At 40.4% G+C, this 24,501-nt stretch carries 24 protein-coding genes; 13 read left to right on the top strand and 11 right to left on the bottom strand.

Features of this window, described 5'->3' with window-relative positions; genetic code table 11:
- Positions 1–47 precede the first annotated feature (47 nt).
- Positions 48–1,178, bottom strand: coding sequence for an N-acetyl-alpha-D-glucosaminyl L-malate synthase BshA (gene bshA, locus RCC89_20760; protein WMJ75571.1), 1,131 nt, complete (start codon positions 1,176–1,178; stop codon positions 48–50).
- Between the two features lie 236 nt (positions 1,179–1,414).
- On the bottom strand, positions 1,415–4,366 hold the full coding sequence (locus RCC89_20755; protein ID WMJ75570.1) for a glycoside hydrolase family 3 N-terminal domain-containing protein: 2,952 nt from the start codon (positions 4,364–4,366) through the stop codon (positions 1,415–1,417).
- A gap of 343 nt (positions 4,367–4,709) precedes the next feature.
- Between RCC89_20755 and mutL the strand changes: the two genes are divergently transcribed.
- The 6 genes from mutL to RCC89_20725 all read left to right on the top strand — a co-directional run bounded on the left by mutL (position 4,710) and on the right by RCC89_20725 (position 11,023).
- Positions 4,710–6,608 carry a DNA mismatch repair endonuclease MutL gene (mutL, locus tag RCC89_20750; GenBank protein ID WMJ75569.1) on the top strand — a complete coding sequence of 633 codons (1,899 nt, stop codon included), beginning with the start codon at positions 4,710–4,712 and terminating at the stop codon, positions 6,606–6,608.
- The gene (locus RCC89_20745; GenBank protein WMJ75568.1) at positions 6,601–7,389 is read left to right on the top strand and encodes a rhomboid family intramembrane serine protease; all 789 of its coding nucleotides are present in this window, start codon (positions 6,601–6,603) and stop codon (positions 7,387–7,389) included. The genes mutL and RCC89_20745 overlap by 8 nt, the downstream gene beginning before the upstream one ends.
- 13 nt (positions 7,390–7,402) lie before the next feature.
- Positions 7,403–8,284 (top strand): rhomboid family intramembrane serine protease, encoded by an 882-nt coding sequence (locus RCC89_20740; protein WMJ75567.1) that lies wholly within the window; start codon positions 7,403–7,405, stop codon positions 8,282–8,284.
- Positions 8,285–8,336: 52 nt separating this feature from the next.
- Entirely contained in the window at positions 8,337–9,119 is a 783-nt protein-coding gene (locus tag RCC89_20735) for an enoyl-CoA hydratase-related protein (GenBank protein ID WMJ75566.1), read from the top strand.
- 71 nt (positions 9,120–9,190) lie between these two features.
- Positions 9,191–10,693: an oligosaccharide flippase family protein gene (locus RCC89_20730; protein WMJ75565.1), complete on the top strand. Its 1,503-nt coding sequence runs from the start codon at positions 9,191–9,193 to the stop codon at positions 10,691–10,693.
- A 96-nt stretch (positions 10,694–10,789) separates the two neighbouring features.
- Complete coding sequence (locus tag RCC89_20725; protein ID WMJ75564.1) at positions 10,790–11,023, top strand: DUF433 domain-containing protein; 234 nt, start codon at positions 10,790–10,792, stop codon at positions 11,021–11,023.
- A gap of 354 nt (positions 11,024–11,377) precedes the next feature.
- Here RCC89_20725 and RCC89_20720 read toward each other — a convergent pair whose 3' ends face one another.
- Entirely contained in the window at positions 11,378–11,914 is a 537-nt protein-coding gene (locus RCC89_20720; protein WMJ75563.1) for a hypothetical protein, read from the bottom strand.
- Positions 11,915–12,371: 457 nt separating this feature from the next.
- Here RCC89_20720 and RCC89_20715 point away from each other — a divergent pair, with 457 nt between their 5' ends.
- From RCC89_20715 to RCC89_20695, 5 genes are all read left to right on the top strand, one after another.
- On the top strand, positions 12,372–12,809 hold the full coding sequence (locus RCC89_20715; GenBank protein ID WMJ75562.1) for a hypothetical protein: 438 nt from the start codon (positions 12,372–12,374) through the stop codon (positions 12,807–12,809).
- 287 nt (positions 12,810–13,096) lie between these two features.
- Entirely contained in the window at positions 13,097–13,321 is a 225-nt protein-coding gene (locus RCC89_20710; GenBank protein ID WMJ75561.1) for a DUF433 domain-containing protein, read from the top strand.
- Complete coding sequence (locus RCC89_20705; GenBank protein ID WMJ75560.1) at positions 13,318–13,659, top strand: DUF5615 family PIN-like protein; 342 nt, start codon at positions 13,318–13,320, stop codon at positions 13,657–13,659. The genes RCC89_20710 and RCC89_20705 overlap by 4 nt, the downstream gene beginning before the upstream one ends.
- A gap of 323 nt (positions 13,660–13,982) precedes the next feature.
- Positions 13,983–14,327 (top strand): hypothetical protein, encoded by a 345-nt coding sequence (locus RCC89_20700; protein WMJ75559.1) that lies wholly within the window; start codon positions 13,983–13,985, stop codon positions 14,325–14,327.
- A 235-nt stretch (positions 14,328–14,562) separates the two neighbouring features.
- Positions 14,563–14,868 (top strand): hypothetical protein, encoded by a 306-nt coding sequence (locus tag RCC89_20695; protein ID WMJ75558.1) that lies wholly within the window; start codon positions 14,563–14,565, stop codon positions 14,866–14,868.
- An 82-nt stretch (positions 14,869–14,950) separates the two neighbouring features.
- On the opposite strand, the gene RCC89_20690 is transcribed toward RCC89_20695, so the two are convergent.
- The 7 genes from RCC89_20690 to RCC89_20660 form a co-directional block, all read right to left on the bottom strand.
- Entirely contained in the window at positions 14,951–16,450 is a 1,500-nt protein-coding gene (locus tag RCC89_20690; GenBank protein WMJ75557.1) for an NAD(P)H-hydrate dehydratase, read from the bottom strand.
- A 142-nt stretch (positions 16,451–16,592) separates the two neighbouring features.
- Positions 16,593–17,837, bottom strand: a complete 1,245-nt coding sequence (locus RCC89_20685) for a hypothetical protein (protein WMJ75556.1) — start codon at positions 17,835–17,837, stop codon at positions 16,593–16,595.
- Positions 17,838–18,084: 247 nt separating this feature from the next.
- The gene (locus RCC89_20680; protein ID WMJ75555.1) at positions 18,085–19,305 is read right to left on the bottom strand and encodes an NADH-quinone oxidoreductase subunit D; all 1,221 of its coding nucleotides are present in this window, start codon (positions 19,303–19,305) and stop codon (positions 18,085–18,087) included.
- Between the two features lie 3 nt (positions 19,306–19,308).
- Positions 19,309–19,809: an NADH-quinone oxidoreductase subunit C gene (locus RCC89_20675; GenBank protein ID WMJ75554.1), complete on the bottom strand. Its 501-nt coding sequence runs from the start codon at positions 19,807–19,809 to the stop codon at positions 19,309–19,311.
- An 18-nt stretch (positions 19,810–19,827) separates the two neighbouring features.
- Positions 19,828–20,373 carry an NADH-quinone oxidoreductase subunit NuoB gene (gene nuoB / locus RCC89_20670; protein WMJ75553.1) on the bottom strand — a complete coding sequence of 182 codons (546 nt, stop codon included), beginning with the start codon at positions 20,371–20,373 and terminating at the stop codon, positions 19,828–19,830.
- Complete coding sequence (locus RCC89_20665; protein WMJ75552.1) at positions 20,357–20,833, bottom strand: NADH-quinone oxidoreductase subunit A; 477 nt, start codon at positions 20,831–20,833, stop codon at positions 20,357–20,359. The genes nuoB and RCC89_20665 overlap by 17 nt, the downstream gene beginning before the upstream one ends.
- Before the next feature lie 695 nt (positions 20,834–21,528).
- Positions 21,529–21,969 (bottom strand): GNAT family N-acetyltransferase, encoded by a 441-nt coding sequence (locus tag RCC89_20660; GenBank protein ID WMJ75551.1) that lies wholly within the window; start codon positions 21,967–21,969, stop codon positions 21,529–21,531.
- Between the two features lie 326 nt (positions 21,970–22,295).
- Here RCC89_20660 and RCC89_20655 point away from each other — a divergent pair, with 326 nt between their 5' ends.
- Positions 22,296–22,754, top strand: a complete 459-nt coding sequence (locus RCC89_20655) for a 3-oxoacyl-ACP synthase (protein ID WMJ75550.1) — start codon at positions 22,296–22,298, stop codon at positions 22,752–22,754.
- A 78-nt stretch (positions 22,755–22,832) separates the two neighbouring features.
- Positions 22,833–23,195, top strand: a complete 363-nt coding sequence (locus RCC89_20650) for a hypothetical protein (protein ID WMJ75549.1) — start codon at positions 22,833–22,835, stop codon at positions 23,193–23,195.
- 57 nt (positions 23,196–23,252) lie between these two features.
- Here RCC89_20650 and RCC89_20645 read toward each other — a convergent pair whose 3' ends face one another.
- A complete protein-coding gene (locus RCC89_20645) occupies positions 23,253–23,879 on the bottom strand; it encodes a hypothetical protein (protein ID WMJ75548.1) in 627 nt (208 codons plus the stop codon).
- Positions 23,880–24,501 lie beyond the last annotated feature (622 nt).

Raw genomic sequence — 24,501 nt, 5'->3', positions numbered from 1 at the left:
ACCCTAATATTCAAAAATTTCATGTAAAAATATTGTTGATGTCGAGCTTACTCCCCCGTTTGTTTCAACACTTCCTCGTAAAGAGCAATGTATTGCGGGACTATAACATTAACATCAAAATCCCCTGCTCTTTTTAGTGCATTTTTTCTAAACTGAGGGAGGTTTCGGTCATCTAAAATATGCAAAGCATTTTTGACCATGTCATCAACATCTCCTGTTTTACTAATGAACCCAGTTTTGCCATGAATGTTTAACTCAGGCAACCCTCCGGCGTCAGAAGAAATCAAAGGAACCTCACAGGCCATGGCTTCAAGTGCCGAAAGGCCAAAGCTTTCCTTTTCTGAGGGAAGGATAAATAAATCGCAAACTGACAAAATTTCCTCTACGGCTTCAAGTTTTCCTAAAAAACGTATGTCTTTATGTACATTAAGCTCTCGGCATAAGATTTCTATTTTTTGTCTTTCTGGCCCATCTCCTACCATTAATAACTTGCATGGAATGTGGGTTCGCAAGGCATGAAACATTCGTATAACATCATGCACCCTTTTTACAGGCCTAAAGTTTGAGGTATGTACAATCAACTTTTCATTGTCAGGGCAAATGGCGCGCCTGAAATACTCCCTTTTCTGCTTTTTGAACTTCATCAGGTCTATAAAATTGGGAATGACCTTGATGTCTTTTTTTATGTCAAAATGCGCATAAGTGTCCTTCCTCAGGTCTGAGGAAACGGCTGTTACCCCGTCCGATTGGTTGATGCTGAAAGCAACTACTGGGGCATAGGAGACGTCTTTCCCAACCAAGGTTATATCCGTGCCATGAAGTGTGGTAATAAAAGGTATTGAAATGCCTTCGTCCTGTAGTATTTGCCTGGCCAGATAGGCAGCAGAGGCGTGTGGTATGGCATAATGTACATGTAAAATATCGAGTTTTTCGAATTTTACCACATTGACCAATTTGCTTGCCAGTGCTAGCTCATATGGCGGGTACAAAAATAAAGGGTAGGGGGCTACGGCAACCTCATGGTAGAAAAGGTTCTCGTTAAAGAAATCCAACCTGACAGGTTGGGTATATGTAATAAAGTGAACTTCATGCCCTTGTTTGGCGAGTGCAATGCCTAACTCTGTAGCTACTACACCACTGCCGCCAAAGGTAGGGTAACAGACAATGCCTATTTTCATGGGAAACAATTCATTGGTAAAAATTTCCTGTTTCCTTAACAGAAAAAATCATAGCAAAAATACATTTTTAAGATATAACCCTAAAGGCATTGAAAGAAAAAATGTTGAAATTATTTGTTGTAACATCTTTTTGAGTAAAAAGGTGTTTTGATTGAAAAACCTTTGCTTGTTTTGAGTAGTAAAAAATATATGTTCAACCCGTTGTGTTACAGGTTTTTTGTTTTGTTTGGACGATCTTATTCTTTTGCCAGATTGTATTCTAAAATTGAATTGTAGATTTGGTCTTGTATAACTGTTCTAACGTTGTTTTTTATCAATTTTGTGTTGTTGGCATCTGGACACACCCTGTTTGACAGAAAAATATAAATAAGGTTATATTCTGGGTCTACCCAGGCTGCGGTGCCGGTGAAGCCAGTGTGCCCGTAAGTCATAGGAGAGGCCAAATCTGAGGTAGGACCACCCCCGTCAGGCTCTGGTTTGTCCCAGCCTAAGCCTCTACGGTTTTTGTCAAACTGTTTTTTGGTAAACCGCTCTATCGTCTCTGGCTTAAAATATTGATAGCCCCCATATCTTCCTTTTTGTAGGTGCATCTGCAAAAGAATGGCCAAATCATTGGCATTGCTGAAAAGTCCCGCATGTCCGGCAACGCCTCCAAGCATGGCGGCTCCTTGGTCGTGAACGGTGCCTCTTATCACTGTTCTGCGGAATAGTTTGTCATCTTCAGTAGGGGCTATGCATCCTTGTTCAAATTTGCAAAGAGGGTTATAGCCCATAGTCGACATGCCCATGGGGTCATAAAAGTTTTGTTGCAAAAACTCGTTTATGGGCTGGTTAAGGAGTTTTTCTGATATTCTTTTCATAATGTAAAAGCCGAGGTCGCTATATACATACCGGTACTTTTCTTTTTTCTTCTTTTTTAACATGTCAGACTCCACTGTCCATTTCCAAAGGCTATCTTCTATGGAGCCGATGGAATAAACCCCCGGTACTACTTCATAAGGGTGTTCTTCATCTTTTTGCCTGGCATAACAGGTCGGTGAGAAACCATTGGTGTCCATTGTTTTTTTCCAATAGGGTATAAAAGGAACCAAACCTGCCTGATGTCCTAATATATCTTTTACGATAAGATCTGCCTTATTGGTATTTTTGAGTTCTGGTAAGTAATAAGACGCTTTTTGATTTAGGTCCAACAAACCTTTCTCATGCAAAAACATAACTGCTTGCATGGTGCCAGCTACCTTCGTAATAGAAGCAATATCGTAGATGGTACTTTCGGTAACGGGTTGTTCTCTGTCATAGGTCATATGGCCAAAACTTTTGTTATAGACCACCATTCCGTCTTTGGCAATCAGTACTTGACCGCCCGGAGTCGCCCCATCTTCTATGGCTTTATTGAAAATACTGTCGACTTTGGCCAGAGAACTGCCGTTGAGGCCTACACTTTCAGGTTGTCCATAGCGAAGCCTGTCCAGGTTTTGGGTTATTAAACCTGTTCCGATTGGCAGGCTTTCTGATACAGTTACCGGAAGTTTTCCTGAAGGAGAAAGCGCGCCAAATATTATTTGTGGCACTATCCGATTGGTCGTTTCATTATCTTCAAAGCCACAAATTACATGTGGGTATTGGTCAAAGTGCTTAAGGCTGTATGGGTTGGCAAAGACTGACAAAACCACATTGGGATGGGCCTTGTGCAGTTTTTCAATGAACTTACGTGAGTTTTCAGTAATGCCGTAATCTTTATTGTTCCATGGGTTCGTATTGTGCAGCCCGACTACGACTACTTCGTGCGAAAGCAGTTCTTTTAAAATATTATCATAAAAGGCTTCTTCGGCATACTTGTTTGGCACTGAGTAGTGTTTGAAAGGTGCATATTTGTCTAAAGATTTTTGGAATGCATTGTCTTTGTCAATACCTATTGAAACGGAGGCAAAGCTGGCTGTGTCCACTATTTTGATCGGAAGCAGCTTGTGGTCGTTTTTGACCAGGGTAATGGCTTTTTCAAAAAGCTCTTGCTGAACAGCTTTCGCCTGTGTGTCGTTGAGGTCGGCATAAAGGTTTTTCAGGTCTATCTGAGGGGTGTGGTCCAATCCAGCCCAATATTTAGCCCTTAGTATTTTCCTTACTCTTTCATCGATCTCTTCTTGTGTAATTTCTTTGTTTTTAATGGCAGTAGCTATTTTTTTAATAGCCAAAGGGACATCCTCGGCATATAATAATACATCGTTTCCTGCCAACAATGCCAGTACATCTACCTCGCCAGGCTTATAGAAGTTGCTGACGCCTTTCATATTGAGTGCGTCTGTAAAAACCAGCCCTTTAAACTTCATTTCGTTTTTCAGAAGGTCGGTTACTACATATTTAGAAAGTGTGGTAGCTTTGTTTTTTGCATTGTCATAAGCAGGCACGTGTATATGTGCCACCATAATGCTCATGATGCTGTCTTTGATCAACTCTCTGAAAGGGAACAGTTCTATTTCGCTGAGCCTTTCTTTAGAGTGCATAATTACTGGTAGTGTCAAGTGGGAGTCAGTGCCGGTGTCGCCATGGCCTGGGAAGTGCTTGGCATTGGCCATCACTCTATTGTTTTGCATGCCTTTCATGTAGGCAATGCCTTTTAAAGCAACATTTTTTTTGTCTTCGCCAAAAGACCGCATACCAATGATCGGGTTTCTAGGATTGCTGTTGATGTCAACAACCGGTGCAAAATTTACATGCACGCCTAAACGGTTGCATTGCCTGGCTACCTCCGAACCCATGGTGTAGACGAGCTTATTGTCCTCAATGGCTCCAAGGGTCATTTGTTTAGGGAAGCTGATGGTACTGTCCAAGCGCATGGATAGCCCCCATTCTGCATCCATAGCAATGAGTAGGGGCACTTTGGCCAAGCTTTGGTAACGGTTGGTAAGGACAGCCTGCCGGTAAGGCCCGCCTTGAAAAAATATAAGGCCTCCAAGGTTGTGTTTGGTGATAAGTTCTTCGATTTCAGCGGTGTGTTTCTTGTCTTTATTAGAATAAGCTGCAACCATAAAAAGTTGACCAATTCTTTGTTCGGCAGTCATAGAAGACATGACGCTATCTACCCACTGGTCTATTCGTGGTTTTGATTTTTGGTTAACATGCGGCTTCTCCCATGCAACAAGCATTAGAAGTAGCGGAACAATGGCAAAGTTTAGTAATCTCCCAGGCATTACCTTTTGTGTTGATTTTTTTTGAAACAAATAAACTTAAAATTTGTGCTGAAAATTCAAAAAAAGTTTAGCAATTAAGAAATTTATATGGCTTCAGCTATAAAAGCCTTAAATTTGTTATTCGTTTAACTTGTTTGTGAAATAGCAAACACATATCTATTCCAGAATCAGTTTGTTCCCCTTATAGGGTCGGGTTTGTGCAATAGCGGTGATCGTTAGCAGCGTTATCGCATTTCCGGCTTAAACTTAAGGGTAATTTAAAACATACTGAAAGAAAAACGAGTTATTATTAGTTTTAATTTTGTTCTTTATATAATTAAACGTAATAAAAGGGAGTTCCCTGATGTCTGATATAATAAAATTATTGCCCGATGCCCTTGCCAACCAGATTGCGGCTGGTGAGGTTGTTCAACGTCCTTCTTCTGTTGTCAAGGAGTTGCTTGAAAACTCTATAGATGCCGGTAGCACCCGCATTACCTTAATAGTGAAGGAGGCTGGCAAACAGTTGATACAAGTGGTGGACGATGGAAAAGGTATGACCGAAACAGACGCTAGAATGTGTTTTGAAAGGCATGCTACTTCAAAAATTTCATCTACCGAAGATTTGTTTTGCATACGTACCATGGGCTTTCGCGGGGAGGCCATGGCGTCTATTGCAGCCGTTGCCCAAGTGGAGTTAAAGTCTTGTGCCAGGGACAGTGAGCTTGGCACCCTCCTAAAAGTCGAAGGCTCTGAGGTAAAAGTTCAGGAGCCTGTGGCCACTCCAGAAGGTACTTCCATTAGTGTGAAAAATCTTTTTTTCAATGTGCCGGCCAGAAGGAATTTTTTGAAATCCAATCCTGTGGAAATGAAACATATACTCGATGAGTTTCAACGGGTGGCTTTGGCTAATCCAGAAATTTCATTTTCATTGATACAAAACGATCTGGAAGTTTATAATTTGCCTTCTGAAAAACTTAGCCGTAGGATAATCTCCCTTTTTGGCAATTCTTATAAAGAGCAGTTGATTCCTTGCCAGGAAGAAACCGAAATGGTAAAAATTCATGGCTATGCAGGAAAACCTGAAAATGCCAGAAAGACACGTGGTGAGCAGTTTTTCTTTGTCAATGATAGGTTTATAAGAAATAATTACTTGCACCATGCGGTCATGTCTGCTTATGAGAACCTACTTCCAGATGATCATTTTCCTTTCTATGTTTTATTTATAGAAATTGATCCGAGACATATTGATATCAATGTGCATCCCACCAAGACAGAAATCAAGTTTGATGACGAGCGTACAGTGTATGCTATTATGCGGGCTTGTGTAAAAAAAGCTTTAGGGACACATAACATAACACCTTCTATAGACTTTGATCAGGACGTAAACTTTAAGCTGCTTACCGGAGCGTCACACCAGTCCTTCTCTATGCCGGAAACCAATTTTTCTTCCGGAGGGTCTTCCCCTGCGTCTGGAGGCGGTAGTTTCAGGCCGGACAAAGGTGGTGCATCCAATTGGGAGATGTTGTATCAAAACTTTGAAACGTCAGCCAGGCCGGAGTTTTCGCAGGATATGAACGACGAGGAAGGGACTCAGCAGGAAATGATTACTTTTGAAAGTAAAGCCAATTCCATGCGGAGCAACAGCCTTAATCTTGTCAAAGAGCTGTTAAATCCTGAGAATGATATGACTTTTCAGTTACACAATCGCTATATTGTGGCACAGATTAAGTCTGGAATGGTTATTGTAGATCAGCAGGCGGCACACGAACGTATCTTGTACGAGAAGTTTGTTGGCATGATGGAAAACCGCTCAGGCGCATCACAACAGTTTCTTTTTCCTCAAAAGCTTGAATTGAATCCGGCAGATTTTGCTCTGGTCACTGAAATGGAGGAAGAAATAAAAGGGCTTGGCTTTGTATATGAGGTATTTGGTAATAATACCATCGTTATCAATGGAACACCGGCGGATGTTTCTCCCGGAAATGAAAAAGGCCTGTTTGAAAATTTAATAGAACAGTTTAAGTTTAACAAATCAGAGCTTAAGCTCGATAAGCGGGAAAACCTGGCAAGGTCTCTGGCAAAAAAAGCTGCCCTTAGACCAGGTACTAAACTTTCTGTTACAGAGATGAATACATTGATAGACCAGTTGTTTGCCTGTAAAAACCCCTCGTATGCGCCAAACGGAAACCATACGATAGTGGTTATGGATATGAACAAGATAGCCGGATTTTTTAATAAAAAACCAGACCATAATGTATAACCTTACCCCCATTGTAAAAAATTTACTTCTAATCAATATAGGTGTTTTTATTTTGGCCTCTATGCTCATTGGTGACGATGCTATATTTATATTGGGGCTTAAATATTTTGAGTCCCCAGCATTTCAGCCATGGCAGTTTCTCACGCACATGTTTATGCACGCTGGGTTTGGTCACTTGTTCGGCAACATGATTGGCTTGTTTTTCTTTGGCCCGATGCTGGAAAGGACTTTTGGGTCGCAAAGGTTTTTGGTATATTATCTTATTTGTGGGTTGGGTGCTTCTCTTATTTACATGGGTTTTGTATGGTATGAAATCGGTGGTTTGCAAGATATGGTTCAGACCTTTCTTATTGACCCAGATCCTGCACTCTTTCAGAGCATTGTCAATGAGTACGTAACCGGCACAGCACGAATTGAGTATATGAATCTGGCGGATGATTTTAGAAACAATCCAGACAATACAGCGCTTATTCAAGAAACAAAAAGGGTAGTAAATCGGATTTATAATAGTAGGATAAACATTCCGATGGTAGGTGCGTCGGGTGCTGTCTTCGGGATTCTGATGGGCTTTGCATTAATTTTTCCCAATACGGAATTATTCTTGTTGTTTTTCCCTTTCCCGATTAAGGCTAAGTATCTGGTATTTTTCTATGGTCTATATACTTTGTATGCTGGAATCCAAAGAACACCAGGCGATAACATAGCACACTTTGCGCATTTGGGCGGAATGATTTTTGCGTTTATACTAATTAAATATTGGGGTTACAGAAGGTATAATTAACCAAGTAGGGATTATGAACAGCTTACTAAATGAATTTAAATATAGCTTTAAAAAGCAGGACAACGGACTGATACAAATTATCATTCTCAATGTCGGAATTTTTGTACTTACTGCTATTATCTATGTTTTTTCCAAACTTTTAGGAGATTCACGTGTCTTTGATTTTATTTATTATAAGAACATGCACCTCCCTTCGGCTCCTGCAGAATTTTTGACCAGGCCTTGGACTATCGTTACTTATTTCTTTAGCCACTCCATAAATAACATCTTTCATATATTGTTTAATATGTTGGCATTATATTGGTTTGGAAGGCTGATAATGGAATACTTAGGGCACAGGCGATTTGTTAATATTTATATTATCGGAGGTTTGGTGGCAGGTGTTGTTTTTTTGATGGCTTATAACTTTATTCCAGCATTGAGCAACCAACCGGCTATATTGATAGGTGCTTCAGGCAGCGTTTATGCGGTGGTGGTTGCCGCTGCGACACTTGCGCCTGATTATCGCTTTTATATGATATTTCTTGGGCCGGTTAAAATTGTTTACATAGCGGCTTTCTTTGTCTTTATCTCGTTTTTAGGATCTGTAGGGGACAATTCAGGTGGGAATCTTGCTCACTTGGGCGGTGCTTTACTTGGATTTGTTTATATTAAGCAATTAAAGAAAGGCAGGGATATTGGTAAACCGATTAGTGCAATGGCTGCATTTTTCCAGAAACTCGGAAGGAACCGGCACCTAAAAGTGTCTTATAAAAATAAAAATCCTAAGGCCAATGTCAAAGTGGTTCCAGATGAAAAAGAAATAGATGCCATTCTGGACAAAATATCTGTTTCAGGTTATGAAAGCCTGACTAGGGAAGAAAAGGAAAAGCTTTTCAAGGCAAGTCAGAAATAAATAATAAAGGCTTGTATATTTGTGAAAGAAACGCTTAAATAATAAATTTTTTATGGCAGCATATATAAACCTGCTTACAGAGCTTCAAGATGGAATTTTGAAAATTACTATCAACAGGGCCGACAAATTGAATGCACTGAATACTGCTACTTTAGAAGAACTAAGGGATGTGTTTGCAGGAATCATTGATAATACAGATGTAAAAGCTGTTATCATTACCGGGGCTGGCGAAAAAGCTTTTGTGGCAGGTGCTGATATTAAAGAAATTTCGGAGGTTAATGAACTTACTGCCCGGAAGTTTTCAGAAAATGGACAGGAGGTTTTCAAGTTGATAGAGACTTGTACGAAGCCTGTAATTGCTGCTGTTAATGGCTTTGCCTTAGGTGGTGGCTGTGAACTTGCTATGGCTTGTCATCTCCGGGTAGCTAATTACAACGCCCGCTTTGGTTTGCCTGAGGTTTCTTTGGGTATTATCCCTGGTTATGGCGGTACACAGCGCTTAACCCAACTGGTAGGCAAAGGAAAAGCCATAGAACTCATGATGACGGGAGAAATGGTGGTGGCAGAGGAAGCAAAAAACATCGGCTTGGTCAATTATGTAACGACCAATGAAGACTTGATGGCCAAGTGCGAAGAGTTATTGGAAAAAATTCTTGCGAATGCTCCCTTGGCTATCGCTCAGGTGTTGGAGTGTGTTAACGCTGCTTATGACCCAAGCGAAAATGGTTTTCAAACAGAAGCCAACTCTTTTGGTATTTGTTGCAAAACCGATGACTTTAGGGAAGGCGTAACTGCTTTTCTTGAAAAAAGGCAGCCTGAATTTAAAGGAGAGTAAAACTTTTTTATAATTATACACCGGAAATCAGTATATACTGGTTTCCGGTTCTTTTTTAAATAGCTTTTGATTTGTCAAAAATAAAGAAGCTTGCAGGACAAACTGCATTGTATGGGCTTAGTAGCATTGTCGGTAGGGTATTAAACTTTCTGCTGGTACCTTTCTATACATCTGTCCTTCCCTTGGCTGACTTTGGTATTTATACGGAACTGTACGCTTATGTAGCTTTTTTAAATATTGTCTTTTTGTTTGGGATGGAAACCACCTATTTCCGGTATTCCACAAAAGATACTTCCAAAGAGCAAACTTCTTATAATTATACACAAAGTTTTGTTCTGCTTACAAGTGTAGTTTTTTCGGGACTGATAATCCTTTTTTCACAACCCATTGCATCTTTCTTGCAGTATCCCCAGCATTACGATTATTTGATTTGGTTAGGTTTAATCCTGTTTACCGACACCATTTTAGCCATTCCATTTGCCCGGTTGCGGCTACAGAACAGGGCTGGTAGGTTTGCGTTCGTTAAGCTCTTTAGTATTATAACTACCATTTCTCTCAACATTTTCTTTTTGGTCTTTTGCCGGCAAATTTATTTGGGGAAAATGTTGCCCGACCTTCAGCTTTATGTGGAAATGATTTACGTACCTGGTTATGAGGTGGGGTATATCCTGCTCTCAAACCTTATAGCCAATGCGCTACAGTTTCCCTTCCATGCACCTTCATTTAAAGGTTTTCGGTTTTCATTTAACTTGGAAGCCATTAGGCCCATGTTTATTTATGCTTACCCACTCATGTTTATGGGACTTGCGGGTATGGTGAATGAAGTTGTGGACAGGATCATGCTGAAGTTTATGCTTCCCGATGATTTTTATGCAGGCCTTACCAGTCAGGAGGCCGTGGGGGTGTATGGTGCCTGCTATAAACTGAGCATGTTTATGACTTTGGCCATTCAGGCATTTCGTTATGCTGGTGACCCTTTTTTCTTTTCTCAAGCACAAAATAAAAACGCACCTGCGCTTTTTGCCAAAGTGATGAAATACTTTATCATCGTTTGTACAATTATTTTTCTGGGCGTAAGTGTTAATCTGGACTTGTTCGGCTTGCTTTTAAGAGACGAGTCATACCGCCAGGGACTTATGATCGTTCCGGTATTGTTGCTGGCAAATCTTTTTTTGGGGGTTTATTACAACCTCAGTGTCTGGTTCAAACTTACCGACCGGACGTTTATGGGTACGTTCCTCAGTTTCTTTGGTGCAGGAGTCACCATTCTGGCAAACTTCCTGTTGATTCCTGTGATTGGTTACATGGGGAGCGCAGTGGCTACTTTTATTTGCTATTTTTTAATGGCAGCAGGAAGCTATATGCTTGGCAACCGTTATTTCCCTGTTCCTTACAACCTGAAATCGGCAGCTTTTTATATTCTATTAGCAGTAGCTCTGGTAATAATTTCCATAGAGCTCCATCTGCCAGACCCTTTATTTGATTACGGATTCAGGTTTTTTCTTATTCTGATATACCTGCTAATTGTTTTTGCGCGGGAACGGAAAGATTTTAGGACGAGGCTGGATGTGTGAGTTGTGAATATTTTTGTTAAATTAGGTTTATGCAATTTTTAAGAAAAAAACTAACTGTTTAAAGTTTACGTTGATAATGTAAAGACCATGAAATCTATGAGCAACTTTTCAACAAGAATTACAATTGACCCTAACATTTGTAACGGAAAGCCTACAATAAGGGGTAAAAGAGTGACCGTTCAGACTATTCTTGAGTTTTTAGCAGCGGGGGATACTCCTAAAGAAATTTTAGCACAGTATCCGAATTTGGAGGAAGAAGATATTAAGGCATGTCTTGACTTCGCCTCAAAGATGATGAATAATAGTTTTATAGTCAAATCCGTCGCCTGATGGCTAATTTTTTAATTGATGTCAACCTTCCTTATTATTTTTCTTTATGGAATAAATTAAAAGCTGACTTTCTTAAGGCAAACCAGATGAGGTTTTCCGTAGCATATCTCCAAATCTGCTATCGGATTTATTGTCTGAAATAATTGCTACTTCTGAAAGTCTCTATAATTCCACTTATTCCTTCAATTAAATCACCCGTATTGCTGTTTATAAAAGCATTGGTTTTGCTCCTCATTATGAAATCTTTCGTCAGGGGCTATGAAAAAGGCCATGGTTGTTACATGGCCTTTTTTACTATGGTTATATAGCTATTTCAGTGGGATGTATAAATACCCTTAGAAAACAGATTTGATATTAGAAGTCGCCGAAATTAAAGAAAAGTCCTACGCCAAATACATCGCTGGCATCATCAAGGGTGTTGATCATATATGAAACTCTTAGGGTTAGAGGAATATCGTTTATTAGCGCTCTAATACCGCCGTTGAGTACAGGACCAGCTGCTTCGTTAAAATCGGCACCAAAAGCACCTTGTGAACCAATTCGGCTGATACCATAGCCAGCTCCCACAAACCCTCCAAATGCAGCATCAGAGTTTCTTGTTGCAGCATGCCCGAAGTTGAATTCCGCCACAGCTGGTGCATCAAGGGCAAAGGAGTTGCCTTGTTCTCCTATGGTTAAACCTAAACTTAAATGAGTTCCTACTGACACGGTCATATCATCGCTCATTTCTACTACGTTAAGTCTTGGCGAATAAGTAATCGCAGGGGCAGCGGCATGTCCTCCAGCAAAGTATGACGCTCCAAGTGAATGTGAAAAGGATACTTGGGAATAAACATTGTTTGAAAAACCAGCCAAAATAAATAGGCAGATCAGATAAAATTTCGTTTTCATTTTCTTTAAAGTTTAGTAAGAAATCTGAGCAAAATTATAAAAAACACTTTTATTGATGTGGTTTATGTAATATTGAGGGTTAGTTTAATCAATTTTAACTACGATTTTGGCGGTAATGGATCCTTTTTTGAGGTATAACGGCAATTTTTTTCGAAAAATATGTAGTGAGTATTATATGTATGGGATGTGCTATTTGTGCAATGAATTAATAGTATGTTTGAACCTGTCCGTTATTGTAGTTTTTTGAGGAACTGGTATTTTTCAGTGCTGTAAATACTTATGGCCTTAGCATCTAGACAAGACCTCTCATTTTTTAGTAAGTAAAACATTGTTTTTGAGTAGTAAAGAGCATCAAATGCAATATGTGTAAAAATGATATGTTTAATAGTTTCTTTGGTTTTTGTCTTATATTGCAGTCTTGTAATTGAAACTTTAATCAAAATAAACGAAGAGGAGTATGAAGTGTACAAGTAGGTTTTTAACATTATTATTGTTTAGTTTATTAGCTGTTTTTTCTGCCTGCCAGAAAGAAGATGAAGTAAAGGAATGCAAGGAGCATGAGGTTTCAGAATGTAGAGAGAATGCCGATAAGGTTAATATCAGGGTAGTTAACAACACTGGTCATGATATATGTAATCTTGTGGTTAATCCATATAATGAGAAAAAGAATCATGGCAACCTGAAAAAGGATGAGAAGACTTGCTATAGGGCTTATTCGACTGCTTATTCTTATGGTTATATTCAGTTCTCTATTGGAGATAAAGAGTTTGTGCTTCAGCCAATTGATTATGTTGGACAAGATGCTTTGGAAAAAGGTTTTTATTCCTGGCATGTTGAGATTGAAGATTATGAAGCAGGTAAAGTTTCACTAGTAAGCAAAAAAGAAGAAAATTAAATGTCCTCCTGAAGGTCTTAGCATTCTAGTTGCAGTTTATCCTGATAGAGTAGAGGTGTTACAAGCAGTGAAGCCTAGTGGTTGTAAATGTCTGTTATAGGTTTATATCTCTTGAAGTTCATCTGCCAGATCCTTTGTTTGATTACGGATTCAGGTTTTTTCTTATTCTGATATACCTGCTAATTGTTTTTGCGCGAGAACGGAAGGATTTCAGGACGAGGTTGGATGTGTGAGTCGGAAACTTTTTTAATTTTTTTCGTTAAATTAGTATAGAGAACTTTAAGCTAATGAAACACTACACTGAAATAATTACCATAGACCCTAATAAACGTTTTGGGAAACCTTGTATAAGAGGGCTCAGAATTACTGTTTACGACGTTCTGGGATGGCTGGCCTCTGGAATGGGCATATCTGAAATTCTGGAGGATTTTCCTGAACTCACAGATGAAGATGTGAAAGCATGCCTGGCTTATGCCGCAGACAGAGAACATAAATTGAAAATTGCCTCATGAGGTTACTTTTTGACCAAAATATTTCTTTTAGGATTTTAAATAAAATAAAAGTAGAGTTTCCGGAGGCAAATCAGGTGCGATTATTAGGTTTAGACAATAAATCCGATATTCAGATTTGGAAATATGCTAAAGATAATCAATATGCTATAGTTTCATTTGATGCGGATTTCTATGACTTAACCGTATTGAAAGGGCATCCTCCCAAAATTATATGGCTGAGGTCAGGTAATACTTCGACAAAATTTTTAGCTGATCTGTTAATCAAAAACAAGAGCATTATATATGACTTCTTAAATTTGAAAGAATGGGAAAGCATAGGATGCCTTGAACTTGTTTAAAATCTTTTTAGAAGACTATCTATTTCCTAAAGTTTTTTAAAACAAATCATTTATTCCTCAATAGAATCCTCTTTATATTTTATTAGCAGTGGCTCTGGTAATAATTTCCATAGAGCTCCATCTGCCAGATCCTTTGTTTGATTACGGATTCAGGTTTTTTCTTATTCTGATATACCTGCTGGTAGTTTTTGCGCGGGAACGGAAGGGTTTCAGGTCGAGGCTGGATGTGTGAGGAAATTTTAATGTTAATTATTGGCATAATTGGAATCAATTGTGTAGTTTAATAAGTAATATTATTATACAAAAAAACGTATAATAGGTCTATGGCAATAAATGTTTTACAAAAAGAAAAACTACAAGTTGTAGTTGATAAGGTAAAAAACAGTTCATTTGAAGAAAAAAGAAATATTTTTTCTCAAGTACAGGTTGACTATTTCCTGGATAAAATATTAGAACTTAAGAAAGTTCTTTCACATAAGGCTGATAAGTTAAATAATCTTTCTAAAGAGTATGATGAGCTGATCTGGTTCACTAATCCATCTGAAGGTGAATTAAGACTTTTAAATGAGTTAGTAGCTTCATCTAAAGACTTAAGGTCTTCTGTGATTAAAACTTATATTTTATTAAATAATACTCTTGGTAAAAGGGGATTGCAAAAGAAGAAATAAGAAAGTTTAAAGAATCAATAGATCTCTTTAGTGAATCGTATAAGGATTTAGAGTGTGTATTTTTTGAGCTTCCTTATGATAAAAAGTTTAAAAGACTTGAATGATGAACTTGAAAGTCTTTTTGACTAAAGAACAAATCTATTTTTAGTGAAAATTTTTTGTATTGAAGAGTTTAAGGTTCAGTTTGACAGACTGAAATCAAAAAAGCATTATGCAGATATTGAAAAAGTAATAATTGAGTATTTTTTCAATAAACGCTCAAACCAGCTATTATCAGGTACCAGGCTTAATAATGGCGATAAAACTCCTTTCATTAAGAAAAGGCGGTTATCGTATATATTTTTTCGTTGTTTTGTGTAAGGACGATTTATATCTCCTATTTTTGCATCCCAAAACAGGGGCAGATGGAGCTTCAAATATTACGAATGAAGCAAAAGCAAAGCTGCTGAAATTAGTAGTCGAGGCCATTAAGACTCAAAAGTTGTTTAGTGTGTCAACGGATAAAGAAAAGAAAGAGCTAATATTTTCTGAATTTTCATGAAAGGTGAATTCTTAAACGCCGCCTCATGGTAAGACCTTTTTACATCAAACTATTTTGCTTGTCACCAGACACAAACCTCACTTTATCTCTCATAATCCTTAAAAAAGTCACTAATTCCCTCAATTAAATCTCCTGCGAGCATGGAGGTCTGGCTGAGCATTTGGGCTGCGGTGTCTCCTGCGTGGCCGTGGATATATGCTCCTGCTATGGCGGCTTCTTCTGATGAGTAGCCTTGTGCCAATAATGAGGTGATGATGCCTGTCAAAGCATCTCCTGTGCCTGGGGTGGCCATGCCTGGGTTACCGGTTGAGTTGAAGTGGACTTTTCCTTCAGGAGTGGCTATGGCTGTGTAGGCTCCTTTTAGCAACACTACACTTTTCGTTTTGGCTGCAAAATCCTTCAACATCTGCAGGCGGTGGAAGTCGTTTTCTGCTTTGTCTGCTAACCTCGAAAACTCCCCGGGATGGGGCGTTAGTACGGAACCGGCAGGTAGTATTTCCAGAAACTCTTTGTGTTTTGCCATTAGGTTTAATGCACCAGCGTCAAGAACCAAGGGGCATTCTGCCGTTTTAAATATTTCTTCAAGAACTTTTTTCCCATCTTCATCTTCCTGCACTCCCGGACCTATGCCTATGGCGTGGTAACCTTCCAGTTCTGGTGTTTGGGTCAACTTTTTATAATCAGGGTCAGTCATGACCATGGCTTCAGGAAGGGCGGTCTGGAATATGGTGTAGCCGCATTCTGGAACGTATGCTTTTAATACTCCGCAGCCTGTTCTCAAGCATGCTTTGGAAGTAAGCAAAGCCGCGCCCATCATGCCATGACTGCCAGCTACAATGAGGACTTTGCCGAATGTATTTTTGTGGGAAAACTTATTTCTGGCTTTTACTATCTTAGTGATGTGCTGTTTATCCGTAAAATAGTGCGGTGTGTCTTTCTGTTCTATAAAGTTTTTGTCCAGTCCGATATCCAAAATGTGAAAAGAACCTGTATATGCTTCGTTTTCTGACATTAAAAAAGCCAGTTTGGGCATCTGAAAGGTCAGTGTATGTGTCGGCTGGACGACAACAGCGTCTTCTGGTGTATGTTCATCGGCAAATAAGCCGGATGCAATGTCGATACTAATGGTTTCTGCACCTGAGTTGTTGATTTTTTGTATTACTTCTGCAAATATACCTTGAGCTGGCTTGTTCAGTCCTGACCCAAAAAGGGCATCTATAATAAGATTTTCCTCTGGGATGTCCGGTATGTTTTCCGGGGCTGTAATGTGATTAATGGATAGAAACCGTTTTAACCTTTCTTCATTAGCCTTGAAGTCATCAGAAGTTTTACCGGTATGCACTATGTAAACCTCTACCTTATAAGAATAACTTAGCAGTTGCCTGGCTACTGCCAGTCCATCGCCGCCATTGTTGCCGGGGCCGCAGAAGATGGTGAATTTTTTTTCTCGTTGAAAGTTTTTGACGAGCCAATCGGTAACGGTGGTTGCAGCTCTTTCCATCAAGTTAATGGAAAGGATAGGCTCATTTTCTATAGTATGGGCGTCAAGCTCTCTAGTCTGTGCAGCAGTAAAGATTTTCATATCAAAAAATACTTGTTTGGGTGCAAATTGTTAAGGCTATCTCAAGTAATTAAGATAGTAAGAAACTCTTTATAAGGAAAGTTTTTTTGTCTGAAATAGGTATGGTTTACTGTTGTTATTATTATGTTTGAGTTCATGCTTCTTAAGCCAATGCTTTTTCTTTCGGGGGTACTGTTTGGGTTTGGTAGGAGAAAAACGCGCAGCAGATAAATGTATATCCTATTAGAACACGGGCAAATTCATTTAGTGCCTTTTCTGCGGTGATGGCTCCGAGGTATGAATAAACGATGTAAAAGACTATGTTCATGCCTATCAGCAGGTATAAACCTCTTTTGGATGTGAGGGCGGAGAACATGGCCCAGCATTGGGAAATCAGGAATATAACATTGAGGATTATGAACACGGTAAACATGTAATCGCTTACATCGGCTTTTTGAAGTGAAGAATATGTAGGTATTATTTTCAGTGCGCTTAATGCTACAAAAATAAAAAAGAAAATCAGTCCGAATTTTTTATGCGCTAATGCTGAGATTTTTGATGGCTCCTCTGTCTTGTTCAGGCATAAGATTAAAAAGGGTATGAAATTTATTACCGGAATAAAGCTTATCAGGTAGAGCCAGTGTGCTGGTTTGCCTAGTTGGCGGAAACGCGCTCTTAAACTACCTGCAAGTAAAAGTGTGATGAAGTAGAAAAAGGGAAGGGCTGCTAAGGTCGCATAGTTGCTCAGTGGCTTAGGGTTGTTTGTACTTAATGAATACAAGGACAATAATATAAGTGTGTATAAAATAGTAAAAGAGAAGATATACTCTTTTTTACTGTAATGTGCCTCCACAAGGGGCAGGTTTTTTAACTGTTTTGTATTGAACAGATTGCTATAAAGAAAGTAAATAGTGGTTCCTGTCAGGAGCATAAACCCATACAAAAGTCCGGGAATTAGTTTTGAAATTGTTCCATCGCCGGAGGTTTTGAGGGCAAGCAGGTGAATGACGGGCAAAAATACATAACTGAAAATTTGAAAGCTTACCCCTAAGAGAAACGCTCCTAAGGTTTTGATTTTGTTTCCTGAAAATATTTCTAGCAGGGTGAAATTTATAGAATAGATTCCCAGAAATACCATTACCGGAATAAATGTTAAGTCGTCAGTTGCTACTCTTAACGCCAGTGAAATGCTAGTGATAATCAGTAGAACTACTATATATTTTGAAAACTGCGTTTTAGATAAGTCCCTCCACCCGTGAAAGGCAAAAAAAGCTGTTGCCATAGCTATGAAAGCATAGCTGTTGATGCCCTCGTTTATGTTGCCTGTGACAAGAAATATAACGGGTGCAACTAAAAGCAGGGCAATGCCGGTTTTTAGGGTTGTTTTTTGGGTTTGGGTAAAGTTCATAGTATTCGGTATTCATCTTATAACGTCAAGATAAGGCGTTTTGGTGACTTTATAGATGAGAAAGCTCAGGAATTAAGATTAAAGTGAAGGCTGCTAATACCCACCTGCGGTTGCTTTGCGTGAGGGATCGGAGCGGTTACCCCGCAGTCCCGACGCCAGGAGGGCGAGGAGTAATAGCGTAGAGCCCGACCCCGGCCGGCTTTGTGGGTTGGTTTGTGTGTGGCCGGGGGCACGCCCTGAATATTTTCTACCGGTCTATTTCCCCCATTACAATGTCTATGGAACCTAATATGGCCACGAGGTCGGCTATCATGGTGCCTTTGGCAATTTCGGAAATGACGGAAAGGTTGACAAAGCATGGGCTGCGGCCTTTGCAGCGGAATGGCAGGTCGTAGGTGCCGGTGCTGCGGAAGAAGAAGCCAAGCTCGCCTTTGGGTGATTCGCCGCGGACGTATAAATCCATGGCTTTGGGGCGGATTTTTTTTGGTACAAGTGCCTGAGGGTTGAAGTCGCGGGTGCGCTTGTGCTCGCCGAGGAGCTTTTCGAGGCACTGGTCTATGATGCGCAGGGACTCGTAACACTCCATGACACGGACGTATGCCCTGTCCCAGCAGTCGCCGGTGGTGCCCATTTCACCTTTTCCTATGGGTATGTCAAATTCGAGTTCGGGATATACGGAATAACCGTCTACCCGACGCAGGTCATAACGGAGGCCGGAGCCACGAAGCATGGGGCCGGAGATGCCATAGTTCAGGGCAAGGTCGAGGGGCAGCACGCCTACATTGGCGGTACGCTGTATGAAGATTTTATTTTCGATAATGATTTTTTGCAGCTCCTGTAGTTTTGGCTTCAGGTAGCTGGAAAATTCCTGACATTTTTCCTCAAAGCCTACCGGCAGGTCGTAGAAGAGGCCTCCTACCCAGATGTAGTTGTAGAGCATTCGGGCGCCGGAAACCCACTCAAGCATGCGGTTGATGTGCTCGCGGTCGCGCATAAGCCACAGGAAAGGGGTGAAAGCACCGATGTCAAGGCCATAGGTGCCGACTGCCACAAAGTGTGAAGCAATGCGGTTTAGTTCGGCCACCAGTACGCGGATGTATTCTATCCTTGGCGGGATTTTGTCTTCCATGCCCATGAGCTGCTCCACGCCCATACAATAGATATGCTCGGAGTTCATGGCCGCGAGGTAGTCCATCCGGTCAACGAAAGGGATGGTCTGGTTGTAGGGCAGGTTCTCGGCATGTTTTTCGAAACAGCGGTGCAGGTAGCCCATGTGCGGAATGATTTCCTTTACTATTTCGCCATCGGTGAGGACTTCGAGCCTCAGCACGCCGTGTGTGGAGGGGTGCTGGGGGCCGATGTTGATAATCATCTCACCTTCTTTGAGGTCTTCTTCCTTAAAGTAGTTGGGCTCCGAATTGCGGAAGTTTTCTTCCTTATATATGTATTGAATCTGGTCGGTAGGCATAAATCAGTAAACGGTTTTGATTCCCTGATAATAATCCTGCAGTTTATAGTCCTTGCGCAGAGGAAATCCCTGCCAGTCGTCTGGAAGAAGTATACGGCGGTGGTCGGGGTGGCCTTCAAAACGGATGCCCAGCAGGTCCCATGTTTCGCGCTCGTGCCAGTTGGCCGTTTTCCAGATGTTGCAGAGGCTTGGCACGGCAGGAATCGGGACTTCCTCTGTATTGTTACGCTGCAGGATGACTTTCAGCACCATGTGGTGGTTGAACGGCACCGAATACAGGTGATAGATGACTTCCATGGTGCCTTTTTCCGGTCCGTTGTCCAGGCCGGTGATGCAGGACAGGAAGTCGAAGTAGGTGTTTTCATGGGCATGGAGCACTTGACAGACTTCAAGGAGTTTTGAGGCCGGGATAACCAGTTGGGGCTGCTTGCCCTGTACTTCGTCTGTTATGGCGTCTTCGCCACATTCCTGTATGAGTAGTTCTTTTATTTCCTGAAATGTCAAAACCCTGATGTTTTAGGTTTACGAATTCTGTTTTTCTTTTTTAGCCAGCAGTCGTTGCAGGGCTTCGGGTGCTTTTACAGATTTTTCCTGCCTGATTTTTTCTTGAAGTTTCAGGAAGCCCCCGATAAGTGCTTCCGGTCGTGGCGGACAGCCGGGTACGTAAATGTCAACCGGAATAATCCGGTCTACGCCTTTCACCACATGGTATCCGTGGTCCCAGTAGGGGCCACCGCAGTTGGAGCATGAGCCCATGGAAATGACGTACCTTGGCTCGGGCATCTGATCGTAAAGCCGGCGTATACGTGCGGCCATTTTGAAGGTGACGGTTCCGGCGACTATCATGACGTCTGACTGGCGCGGTGAGCCTCTTGGAAAGATGCCAAACCTATCAAGGTCGTAGCCTGAGGCGTAGGCAGACATCATTTCAATGGCGCAGCAGGCAATGCCAAAACCCATAGGCCACAGGGAGGAAAGCCTTGCCCAGTTGACGAGGTCGTCGAGCCGCGTGACGACTATGCCGCCTTGTCCGGTTTTTTCGCCGGTGATGTTATTTATATCTTTCATTAAGTTCGTCGTACAGTCTGCGTGGTACAGGCGATTTGTATTCTTTCTTTTCGGGCTGTGGAATTATCCAGTCGAGATGTCCTTTTACCCATGCATAGGCAAGTCCGAGGGCAAGTATGAGGGCAAAGATGAAGACTTCTCCCAAGGCAAACCAGCCCCACAATCCGCCGGTTCCTTCTATAAGTTCTTTCTGACCAAAGACTACTGACCATGGAAAGAGAAAGACTATTTCTACCTCAAAAAGCAGGAATATTAGTGCTATAACGTAAAATCTTGTGTTGAACTGTACCCATGGGTTGCCTATGGCTTCTTCGCCGCATTCGTATGGCTGTAGTTTTTCCGGGTCTGGCTTTGAAGGGCTCAGCATACGGGAAACGGCCATGGATATCAATACGAAGAGGAAACCGCCGATGATGAACAGCAGGACGTTGCCAAATTCTGAAATTTGTTCGTTTTCCAAGGATTCGAATGTTTATACGAGAACAAATTTACATATAATGAAGCAGAAAGTATAGTGTTTTCTTTTGCTTGTTTCAACCCCTCCAAGGGCTCCTTAACGGTTATAGCTTGATTTTAAAAGTCAATTGGTAACATCCTTGACGGTAAGTTCTATGATGGTAAGTGCCGAAGAGTAGACGGAAGGGGTAATTCCATAATCAGTAGCCCGGCAGCGTAATACCTGTCAGCGTCCATAAGACCAGGTCAGCCTCTGACACATATAAGTTAACTTTGTGAATCAACCTGCACAGCTTACCGCAACCAGATTGCCGCGGCATTTTTTCATAAGAAACTAAAGTCTTAAAATCAAAACCAAAAACTTTCCCCACCACTATCTAGCGCCTCGCAATGACGGCTAAACTCTGTTTTTCTGCTAATTACAATTTTGAAAGAAGAATTGTTCGATCATTGGATGAGGCGAATGTTTAGCCGATTTCCTATCGGCAAAACGACATTCCTGTAGTGCCGATTTTTTATCGGCATGGCTAAATTACGTAAAAGATAATCCTCAAAACTAACAGCTAAAACTAGCGGTAAGCTCCACACCCCCTCCAAGTGTTTCAAAAAACCTTGGAGGGGGTGGATTGGAAGGCAGCGAATTTTAAAAGAAGTAGGTCTAAGTGCACATTAAAAATCGTACGGACTCATTTTTTTATATCATAGCTTCTTGTCCATTAAAACAATTTGCTGATTTACTTGGTATCCGTTTTTTTTATAAAACTTCTCAGCCACACCATTACGCATGGTTAACAAATAGATATTGCAGATACCTTCTTCCTTTAACTTAAGCTCAAGGAATGCAAGAAGTTCAGAACCTAGACCTTTGCCTTGTAAACCGTTGCTAATGCAAAACTCCAGTAGGTAGAAGTTTTGCCCTTGGTCCCATATCTCTTTATATCCTGCACAAAAACCGATGAGCTGTTCTTTGTCATACATTCCATAACCAGAGAATCCCGGAGTAGAGTAAAGCTGGTGCAACTTTGCATAGGCCGATATTTCGTTCCAAGATTCGCTCCATGGACTATCGTTAAAAACTTTTATGAAAAGCCTTGTGGCTTCGTTTAGACTTTCTGGTGAGAGCTTTTGGAAGTTGTTCAATTGCCTTGGATTAAAATATTAGAATTATATGATTTTCTTTACTGTTCAGGTTATAATCATTGGTTGTTGATTATCGAAAGGTTAAGTTAATAAATGTGATATATATTCTTCCATTTTTATGGAAATAGCATGTGCCTAGCTAAGCTATAAGCGAAAAGAGTTATAGACCTAATAACTGGAATGTATATATTTGGTCTTGTTTAACCAATGGCTGGTAAAGAGGGTTTGTTTCTTGATGGGTAATACCATAGTTTTATCCCTGTTTGTGGAGTGTTTCTTAGCAATCCATTTTCTTTTGCATATTTCGGATTTTAAATATAGTACCAGTGGATTATTTAGCAATTAAAAAACAGTTGCATAGTAAGTGTAAGGAGCAGGCACAGCAGCGGTTGGATAATATTCAAAAATCGGTAAACGCCGTTCAAGATGCCGCTAATCTGGAAACAAGGAGCACCGCTGGCGATAAGTACGATACCAGCAGGTCTATGATGCATTTGGAGCAGGAGAAATTGGCCAAACAGCTATCAGATGCTAAAGCGTCTTTTCAGGCTATTGATCAATTAGACCCTAATAAGACCTATGATAAAGTGACACATGGAAGCCTTGCCATAACGACAGGAGGGAACCTTTACTTTTCTGTTAGTATAGGTAAGGTTGATTTGGAAGGTGAGACATACTTTGCATTGTCTGGCGCAGCTCCTTTGGCTAATGTCCTTATGGGTTTAAAGGTCGGAGAAACAGGTGTTTTTAACGGTAAAAAATACAAAGTTCTAGCTGTCGTTTAACCTGAAGTATGCGATAGAAAGCTCTATTGCATATTGTCGAGAGGTAACAAACGGGCAAGGGTGGACGTATAATATGGTATGAAGCCCTTACTTATCATATATGTTTTGATTATGATTTTGTGCTTGGAAAATGTTGAGGCGCAGCCTAGATATAGCAATAAGCAAGTTATGAGGGAATCTCTTGTTCAGGTAAAATGTCACAAGTATTACAATTCATTGCTTGGTGTTCCTGTCAAGGGTGTCAAAACAAAATCATGGCATATTTTTATGCCTCAATATAACACGTACTACGATACGCAAAGGGGTGTTTATATTTATTTGAACAACAATAGGTGGATCACAGAGATGAGCGTTCCTGTACACCTAAGAAATGTAGACCTTCGTTATGTACATCAAATTGAGATGGAGCTGGATGTTAATGACTTTTTGCACGAACTATAAGTGCAATTTGAAAGATAAAAAACAATGAAAGCCGGCTAATCACCGGCTTTTCTATTATTATTCAGGGTCTTTAATATTATAGTTCCTTATTTCTTTTACTTTTCCTTCTGTTTCATGTTTTATTAGCCCTATCCCCGGTGCAAAATAGTAGGTGCCTTTTAAAGGGAAACTTTCACAAGAAGTTTGGGGAGTGACCTTTATAACATTAGAAAAGTTCTTTTCATTAATGGAAAAAGAATTTAGTCTTTCTTGATCAATAGTTATTCTGTCTGTTCCGTTGCTGCACCGAATATCTTGAGATCTGCTACTTCCCATTACGTCAGTACGGAAAAAGACCAATGGGTGCCACTTGTTGGTGGTACTGTTGTGGTACCAGAAGATAACATCATTCTTATAGGTCCTAAAGCCTCCTTTATCTTCCCATGCGAAAACTTCTTTATTGTCAATGACTTTAAAGTCATTGAGCTGTAAATGTATAGTCCGGGAAGAGCCCCCTTCGTTTACCTCGTATTCCCAGCTATTGCCAATGGTCAAAGGCATATAATTGTTGTACTCAGATGGTCTTGCTATGACTTCCTCTTCAGGATCATCATCATCTTTGTTGCATGCAAATACTAATAACAGCAAAGCATAAAATAAGAAATGTCTTTTCATTAACATATTGGCAATATACAAACTTTTCAAAAACGTAAATTTAATAAAAAGATTGCCTGGTTCGGCTACTTAAGATCGGTTTCTTTGTGAAACGTTAAAGGGGGATCTGTTTTGCCTGTGTATCTGATGGTTTTATCTTATAAGATTGCCCATTTAAGTCTCTAGGAGGTATAAGTTTTTTTGTACGATAAAATGCTTTAAACTGCCTTTCTTAAATGGCGATAAGTTCCATTGTTAGAAAATAAGGTGGCCATTGATGAAATTGCGTTAAGAACTTTATAAGCATGAAGCGGCCAAAAAATTTGCTGTTTGAGCCCGACGCAAGGAGGGTGAGTTTCATCCCGATAGCTATCGGGATAGCGTAATGGTTATAAAGTTTAGCAAATTTCATCACAGGCCTTGACTTTTTTGCTTACTTTTTTTGTCTAAGAAAAAAAGTAAGGCCCTGCCGGCGAGGCAAAAAGTAACTTAGCGAGCCTAAGTAAGATAATAACACATAAGATATCTAAGTGGGTAACCCTATTATCTTATTGTATTTTAGTGTCTTACTGAATGCTCATTTCCTTTATAACCCTCCTGTCACTTTCCATCTGCTTTATTTCAAACATTCTACGGTTAGTAATGCTTAACTATTTCTTAATGTAGGCTTAAC

It is taken from the genome of Cytophagaceae bacterium ABcell3 (genome assembly GCA_030913385.1).
Taxonomy (GTDB): Bacteria; Bacteroidota; Bacteroidia; order Cytophagales; family Cytophagaceae; genus ABcell3.
Note: the sequence above shows the minus strand (reverse complement) of the source record. Positions and strands in the feature narration are given on the sequence as shown.

What these genes read in the sequence shown, in the direction of transcription:
- bshA (WMJ75571.1), bottom strand. Translation starts at nt 1,178, where the DNA reads ATGAAAATAGGCATTGTCTGTTACCCTACCTTTGGCGGCAGTGGTGTA.
- RCC89_20755 (WMJ75570.1), bottom strand. Translation starts at nt 4,366, where the DNA reads ATGCCTGGGAGATTACTAAACTTTGCCATTGTTCCGCTACTTCTAATG.
- mutL (WMJ75569.1), top strand. Translation starts at nt 4,710, where the DNA reads ATGTCTGATATAATAAAATTATTGCCCGATGCCCTTGCCAACCAGATT.
- RCC89_20745 (WMJ75568.1), top strand. Translation starts at nt 6,601, where the DNA reads ATGTATAACCTTACCCCCATTGTAAAAAATTTACTTCTAATCAATATA.
- RCC89_20740 (WMJ75567.1), top strand. Translation starts at nt 7,403, where the DNA reads ATGAACAGCTTACTAAATGAATTTAAATATAGCTTTAAAAAGCAGGAC.
- RCC89_20735 (WMJ75566.1), top strand. Translation starts at nt 8,337, where the DNA reads ATGGCAGCATATATAAACCTGCTTACAGAGCTTCAAGATGGAATTTTG.
- RCC89_20725 (WMJ75564.1), top strand. Translation starts at nt 10,790, where the DNA reads ATGAGCAACTTTTCAACAAGAATTACAATTGACCCTAACATTTGTAAC.
- RCC89_20720 (WMJ75563.1), bottom strand. Translation starts at nt 11,914, where the DNA reads ATGAAAACGAAATTTTATCTGATCTGCCTATTTATTTTGGCTGGTTTT.
- RCC89_20715 (WMJ75562.1), top strand. Translation starts at nt 12,372, where the DNA reads ATGAAGTGTACAAGTAGGTTTTTAACATTATTATTGTTTAGTTTATTA.
- RCC89_20710 (WMJ75561.1), top strand. Translation starts at nt 13,097, where the DNA reads ATGAAACACTACACTGAAATAATTACCATAGACCCTAATAAACGTTTT.
- RCC89_20705 (WMJ75560.1), top strand. Translation starts at nt 13,318, where the DNA reads ATGAGGTTACTTTTTGACCAAAATATTTCTTTTAGGATTTTAAATAAA.
- RCC89_20700 (WMJ75559.1), top strand. Translation starts at nt 13,983, where the DNA reads ATGGCAATAAATGTTTTACAAAAAGAAAAACTACAAGTTGTAGTTGAT.
- RCC89_20690 (WMJ75557.1), bottom strand. Translation starts at nt 16,450, where the DNA reads ATGAAAATCTTTACTGCTGCACAGACTAGAGAGCTTGACGCCCATACT.
- RCC89_20685 (WMJ75556.1), bottom strand. Translation starts at nt 17,837, where the DNA reads ATGAACTTTACCCAAACCCAAAAAACAACCCTAAAAACCGGCATTGCC.
- RCC89_20680 (WMJ75555.1), bottom strand. Translation starts at nt 19,305, where the DNA reads ATGCCTACCGACCAGATTCAATACATATATAAGGAAGAAAACTTCCGC.
- nuoB (WMJ75553.1), bottom strand. Translation starts at nt 20,373, where the DNA reads ATGAAAGATATAAATAACATCACCGGCGAAAAAACCGGACAAGGCGGC.
- RCC89_20650 (WMJ75549.1), top strand. Translation starts at nt 22,833, where the DNA reads ATGAAGCCCTTACTTATCATATATGTTTTGATTATGATTTTGTGCTTG.